General features: G+C 67.5%; 4 protein-coding genes. All 4 read right to left on the reverse strand.

All coding sequences use genetic code 11. The features are described 5' to 3' along the window. Positions 1-103: 103 nt before the first annotated feature. The 4 genes from hisD to ACRDUX_RS30690 all read right to left on the reverse strand — a co-directional run bounded on the left by hisD (position 104) and on the right by ACRDUX_RS30690 (position 6,307). A complete protein-coding gene (hisD, locus tag ACRDUX_RS30675) occupies positions 104-1,423 on the reverse strand; it encodes a histidinol dehydrogenase (protein WP_526419583.1) in 1,320 nt (439 codons plus the stop codon). Positions 1,424-1,527: 104 nt separating this feature from the next. Next, a complete protein-coding gene (locus ACRDUX_RS30680) occupies positions 1,528-2,736 on the reverse strand; it encodes an MFS transporter (RefSeq protein WP_526419585.1) in 1,209 nt (402 codons plus the stop codon). After that, positions 2,733-4,745: an oxidoreductase gene (locus ACRDUX_RS30685; RefSeq protein WP_526419587.1), complete on the reverse strand. Its 2,013-nt coding sequence runs from the start codon at positions 4,743-4,745 to the stop codon at positions 2,733-2,735. The genes ACRDUX_RS30680 and ACRDUX_RS30685 overlap by 4 nt, the downstream gene beginning before the upstream one ends. Next, entirely contained in the window at positions 4,742-6,307 is a 1,566-nt protein-coding gene (locus tag ACRDUX_RS30690; protein WP_526419589.1) for an FAD-dependent oxidoreductase, read from the reverse strand. The genes ACRDUX_RS30685 and ACRDUX_RS30690 overlap by 4 nt, the downstream gene beginning before the upstream one ends. Positions 6,308-6,465 lie beyond the last annotated feature (158 nt).

The following is a 6,465-nucleotide window of genomic DNA, read 5'->3' on the forward strand; positions in this document are numbered from 1 at the left end:
GCCATGACCTCGAACTGGGGTCACGCTGGGAACTTCACGCAAAGAAAAAGGCCGGAGCTCATCGCTCCGGCCAGCCAGGGGAAGGTTCCAGGTCGAGGGAAGTTCAGCTGGCCTTCGCTGCCGCCCCGGCATAGGGGACATTGCCGCCGCCATAGCGGCGCACGCGGACATTCGCCTGCTCGGCATGGCCGAGGAAGCCTTCGAGCACGCACAGCCGCGAGCAGTATTCGCCGACCATGGCGCTCGCTGCGTCGGTGGTGATCTTCTGATAGGTGCAGGTCTTGATGAACTTGCCGACCCACAGGCCGCCGGTGTACCGCGCGGCACCCAGCGTCGGGAGGACGTGGTTTGTTCCGATTGCCTTGTCGCCGAACGGTACACATGTCTTCTCGCCGAGGAACAACGCGCCGTAGTCGCGCATCTGGGTCAGTGCCCGCCGCGGTTCGGCGGTGAGGATCTGCACGTGCTCGCTGGCGAAGCGGTCGGCCAGCGCAAAGGCCTCGTCGAGCGTGTCGACGAGGTGCACCTCGCCGTGCTGCGCCCACGACACGGCGGCGATCCCGTTGGTCGGCAGGTTCACCAACTGGCGCTCGACCTCGGCGATCGTCTCGCGGCCCACCCGCTCGGACGTCGTGACCAGGACGACGGGCGAGTCCGGTCCGTGTTCGGCCTGGCTGAGCAGGTCGGCGGCGACGACGAACGGGTCGGCGGTGTCGTCGGCGACGATCAGCACCTCGGTGGGCCCGGCGAACAGGTCGATGCCGACCTCACCGAACAACTGCCGTTTGGCCTCTGCGACATAGGCATTGCCGGGACCGGTCAGCAGGTTGACGGGTTCGATCGTCTCGGTGCCAAGGGCCAACGCGCCGATGGCCTGCACGCCACCGAGGACGTAGATCTCGTCGGCGCCTGCGAGGTGCATGGCCGCCACGCTGATCGGCGGAGGGGTGCCCACGTTGGGCGGTGTCGTGGCCGCGACGCGTTCCACGCCTGCCACCTTGGCCGTGACCACCGTCATGTGGGCCGATGCGGTCAGCGGGTACCGGCCACCCGGCACGTACGCACCGGACGCCGCGACGGGCACGTGCCTGTGTCCAAGCCGGACGCCGGGGAGCGTCTCGACCTCCACGTCGAGCATCGAATCGCGCTGCACCTGAGCGAAGTTTCGCACCTGGCGCTGCACGAACGTCAGATCGTCGACCACGGTCGTCGGCAGGTCGGCGACGATCTTGGCGACCTGTGCCTCGCTCAACCGGAACGACGCGGGGGCCCAACGGTCGAACTCCTCCGAGTACTTGGCCACCGCGGAGTCCCCGTGTGAGCGAATGTCGTCGAGTACGCGTGCGACCGTGTCGACGACGGCGGGGTCGCTCTTGTTGGGGGTGCCGCCGGCGGCAGCCGGGGCCTTCAATGTGACCGACACGATGGTTCTCCTCGCACTGCACGGCGTTGTCAACGGGACGTCGTGCGGTTCTCCGCGTGACGTGGTTCCAGTCTCTTTGCCGCGCAGCACCATCGACAGACCCACTATGTGCAAGGATTCGAGAGTTCACTGCTCACACGTGCCACGCTGCGTCGTCCGTCACCGGCGACGGCGCGCGCACCAAGCGCTGCCACCGCCACCGCGACCAGCGGCAGCAGCAACGCGAGGTTGAGCGAGATCAGCTCCGAGAACCAGCCGATGATTGCAGGTCCGGCGAGCAGCGCCACGTACCCGCATCCGATCACGCGCGAGAAGTCCGTTCCGGTCGCACCCGCCAGATTGCCCGCCGCCGAGAAGACCTGCGGCAGTCCGCCGGCTAGGCCGATTCCAAAGATCACCCACCCGACGACCGTCAGCGGGAGCGCGGGAGACGCGACCACGATGGCCATCCCGACCGCCGCCGCGGCCCCGCCGTAGCGAACCACCCACACGGGGCCCTTCCTCGCGGTGACCAGATCGGCGGTGAAGCGGCCGACGGTCATCGCCGTGACGAACGCGGCGAACGCCAACGCCCCGAGTGCCGCCGAAACCCCCAGATGCTGCTGTGCGTGCAGGCTGCTCCAGTCCATCGCACAGCCCTCGGCGAGCAGCAGGAGGAACGCCAGAGCGCCGAGTAGCACCAGCCTGCGCTGCGGCCGGGGCGGCGACTCGGCCGCCTCGGCGATCGCGCGGGATCCGTCGTCAGAGACCGATTCCGGCTTCGCGCCAAGCAGATTCGGTGCGACGGCCAACACCACCACCACGCAGGCACCGCACGTCAGGACCGAGGTCGACGCCATGCGCCAGCCCCCCGCCAGGGTGGCAGCGCCGATCAGTGAGCCGATCACGCTGCCCACCGAGAACACCGCGTGGAACGCGGACATGATGGGTCTGCCCACCTCCTGCTCGACGGTGACGGCACGCGCGTTCATCGCCACGTCCGTGAGGCCCGTCGCGATCCCGAAGACGAACAGTGAACCCGCCAGCAGCGGGGCCGTCGGAGCGTTGAGCGGAAGGGCGAGCGTCAGCGACATACCGACGGCTCCGACGAACGCGATGCGCGCGCCGCCGGCGCGCGCGATCAACGGGCCGCAGAACTGCATGCCGACGAGAGCGCCCGCACCGTGCAGCAGGAGCAAGGTGCCCAGCGTTCCCGCCGAGACGCCGGTGCGCTGCTGGACCGAAGGGATGTGCACCGCCCACGTGGAGATGCATACGCCGAACACCGCGAACAGCAGGAATACCGCGGCCCTGGACCACTTCAATGAGCTCACCTGGTTGCTGGTACCCGCCTGGCGGCGCGTTCTCCTTCGTGCACGGCTTCCATCATCGTCCTGCTCGCGATCGCGTCGCCAATGCGCTCCACCGTCACGCCCAGGCCCTTCAGCGCGAAGTACAAGTCGGTGACGGGGCGGTGCCACCCGGCGAGGATCACCGAGTCGACGTCGGCCAACCGGCCGGGGACGCCCTTCTCCACGATGTCGAGCGTCGACCCGGCCACCCCCGTCAGCGTCGTGAAGGGGTGCGTGACCATGCCCGACGCGTGAATCCGCGGAACCGCGAGGTTCGCGCTGAACGGACCCAGCTTGGCGCCTACGTACGGCAACGGCGTCAGGAACTCGACCTGGTGCCCCGCCTCCTGCAGTTGCAACGCCAGCCCGATGCCCTTCCAGCCGCCCTCGCCGTCGTCGACGATCGCGACGCGGACGCCGACGGGTGCCTCCTCGTCGAGAACGTCCCAGACCGACAGCACGTGCTGCTGGTCCAGGCCAGGGGTGAACTGAATACCCTGGGAGAGGTTTCCGACGATGTCGTCACCCGGCGCCGATCCGGTCGCCACGATGACGTGATCGGGATTCAGGTTGAGAACGTCCTCGGCCGTTGCCCGCTGGCCAAGCCGCAGGTCCACGCCGTACTTGCCGATCATCACGTCGAGGTGGTCGATGACACCGCCGATCTCGCTGCGGCCCTTGATCTTCGCAGCGATGCGCAATTGGCCGCCGGTGCGGTGCCTACTCTCGATGAGTACGACGTGATGACCTTGCCGCGCCGCGGTCTCGGCGGCCTTCATCCCGGCCGGACCTGCGCCGACCACGACGACCCTGCGCCGGAAGGTGGCCTGCACCAGGGTGCCGATGCCGAGCTCGCGTTCGTAGCCGGCGGCGGGGTTGTGCACGCACGACGAGTGAGTGACGCTGAACAGCCTGTCGATGCAGCCCTGGTTGCAGCCGATGCAGCGACGGATCTCGTCGAGCCTGCCGTCCTTCATCTTGTTGACCGTTTCCGGGTCGGCGATCTGCTGGCGGGTCATGGCGACCATGTCGGCGTGACCGAGGGCGAGGATCTCGGCGGCGTCTTCGGGGTCGTTGATCCGGCCCACCGCGATCACGGGCAGGTCGACGGCGGCCTTCACCGCGGCGGCCAGGCCTTCCCAGATCCGCTTGGGGTGCTGCATGTCTGGCACGTTCTGGTGGGCCTCGTGGTAAGTGGCCGCCTTGACGCAGAAGTAGTCGATCTTCCCAGTGTCCGCGCATGCCTTGGCGATCAGCTGGGCGTCGGTGACCTCGAGTCCGCCTGGACTGAAGTCGTGGCCCTGCAGATTCATGCCGACCAGGAAGTCGGGTCCGACCTCGTCGCGCACGGCGTCGATGACCCGCAGCACGATCCGCATCCGATTCTCCAGGCTGCCGCCGTAGTCGTCGGTGCGGTGGTTGGAGAACGGGGACAGGAACGAGGCGAGCAGGTACCCTCCGTAGCCGGAATGGATCTCGACGCCATCCATGCCGCCCTGCTTGGCGTGTCGCGCGCCGATGGCATGCGCTTCGACGATCTCGTCGATGTCCTCGACTTCCATTTCCTTCGGCATCTCGAGGTTGAACGGGCACGGTGTGTTCGACGGTCCCCACAGCGCGCGCTCGGTGAACGTCGAATGTCCCTGCCTGCCACCATGCCCGAGCTGCATGACGATGCGCGCGCCATGCTCGTGGACGGCATCGGAGATCTTGCGCAGCCCGGGAACGATCTCCGGCAGCCAGGCCTTCGGCTCGCCGGGAACGTCCTGCGACGTCGGGTGAATCTGCGGGAAGGCCATACCGATGAGACCGGCGCCACCGAGCGCTCGTTCGCGGTAGTAGGCGACGTGCTGGTCGGTCGGCAGGTAGTCCTTGGCCATACCAGTGCCGTGACCCGTCATCACCACCCGGTTGCGAATCTCGATCTTGCCCAGGGTGATTGGCTCGAAGAGCGGCGCCAGGATCGGGTCGACGGCGTGCGTGGATGTCATGCGGTCAGCGCTCCCGAGTGACCCAACCGCAGGGCGAGGGCCGCGACGGTGATGGCGGGGTTGACGGCTGCCGACGACGGGAAGACCGAACTGTCGGCGATCCAGAGATTGTCGAGGTCGTGTGCCAAAAGGTCGGCGTCGACGACACTGGTGGCCGGGTCGTCACCCATCCGGGCGGTCCCACACTGGTGCGACGTCGCCTCGACGCCGAGGCTGCGGGTGAGTACGACGGGGAAGCCGGCCTTGCGGACCACCTTCTTCATCCGCTTGATCAGATCGCGGTGGGCGGATACGTTCGTCTCGCGCCGGGTCACGGTGATGGCACCGCGCGAGTTGAGGGCGATCCTGTTGTCGGGCAACGGCAGATCCTCGGTCTGAATGAACAGATCGAGGGTGTACTTGGTCACCTCGTCGAGGATCGGCATCGGGACCCACGGCTTGCCCTGCTTGGCCTGTTGACCGTGCAGCTTGCCGAGGCCCTGGACGTTGCCGAGCGGATACTCGTTGGTCGGCCCCGCCGAGTACCAGTCGTTGATGCCGATGGTCTTCTGGTACACCGCCTCGTTCTTGCGGCGCGGATCCACGGCGAGGAAGAACGTGGTCACGTGCGCCATGTAGTTGCGGCCGACCTGATCAGAGGAATTGGCGAGTCCGCCAGGGTGCGACGCGGACGCCGAGCGGAGCAGCAACGCCGCGGTGTTGGCCGCCGCGCAGGCGATCACGAACCGCTTGGCCCGCACCTCGATCTCGTTGCCCCGATGAGTGATTCGGGCGGCGGTGACCTGCCGTCCGCTAGCGTCGGTGTCCAGTCGCGTGACTTCCGCGTTGGTCAGCAGCTGCACGTTCTTCGATGCGGCCCGCAACGCAGGCCGGATGGCGGCGACGTCGGCGTCCCCCTTGGCGTCGACCATGCACGCGAACGAGTCGCAGGTCTCGCAGAGCACGCACGCCCCGCCCGGCCGCCAGTCGATGGACTGGGGAGCCGAGAAGGGGTGCAGCCCTTGCCGTTTTGCGCCATCGACCAGACGCGCCATCGCACCTTCATGCGGGATGCCGGGGAAGGGGTAGTCGGTGGACCGCCACGGGTCGGTGGGGTCCTCCCCCTTGTTGCTGTGCACCCAGTACATCTGCTCGGCCTCGCCGTAGTGCGGTTCGAGATCGGCGTACTCGATGGGCCAGGCCGGCGAGATCCCGTCGACGTGCCGGATGGCCCCGAAGTCGGACTCGCGGAAGCGCGGCAGCGTGGCTCCGTACAGCTTGGTGCTCCCACCCACGTAGTGGTAGTTGCCCGGCACGAACTCCCGTTGCGCGATGGTGTCGTACCAGGCGGCGGAGTTCTTGTAGCGGCCTTGGGTGTGCACGGCGTCGAAGGACCAGTTCTCGCGTTCCGTCGGCAGGAAGTCGCCCTGCTCGACGATGAGGACACTGACCCCGGAGTCGCGGAGTGCGTAGGCCAGGGTGCCACCGCCCATCCCGGATCCGATGATCGCGACGTCGGTCTCCAGGACTTCGGGTGGATCGGTGATGATCTGCGACTGCAGCGCCGCTACCGACGTGGACATGTGGTGCTCCTCTGGGCTGAGAGGACGGTTGACTCCGGAGATCCGGGTTACCCCAAATCTAGGGAGCCGCGCAGGGTCAAGGCAGACCCAGCATGCGCAGAGATCCACGGATGGTTACCCACTGTGTGCAACGCGAGCGGTGTCTCCGGTCAGCGGCC

It is taken from the genome of Mycobacterium sp., from assembly GCF_050701675.1.
Classification (GTDB): domain Bacteria; phylum Actinomycetota; class Actinomycetes; order Mycobacteriales; family Mycobacteriaceae; genus Mycobacterium.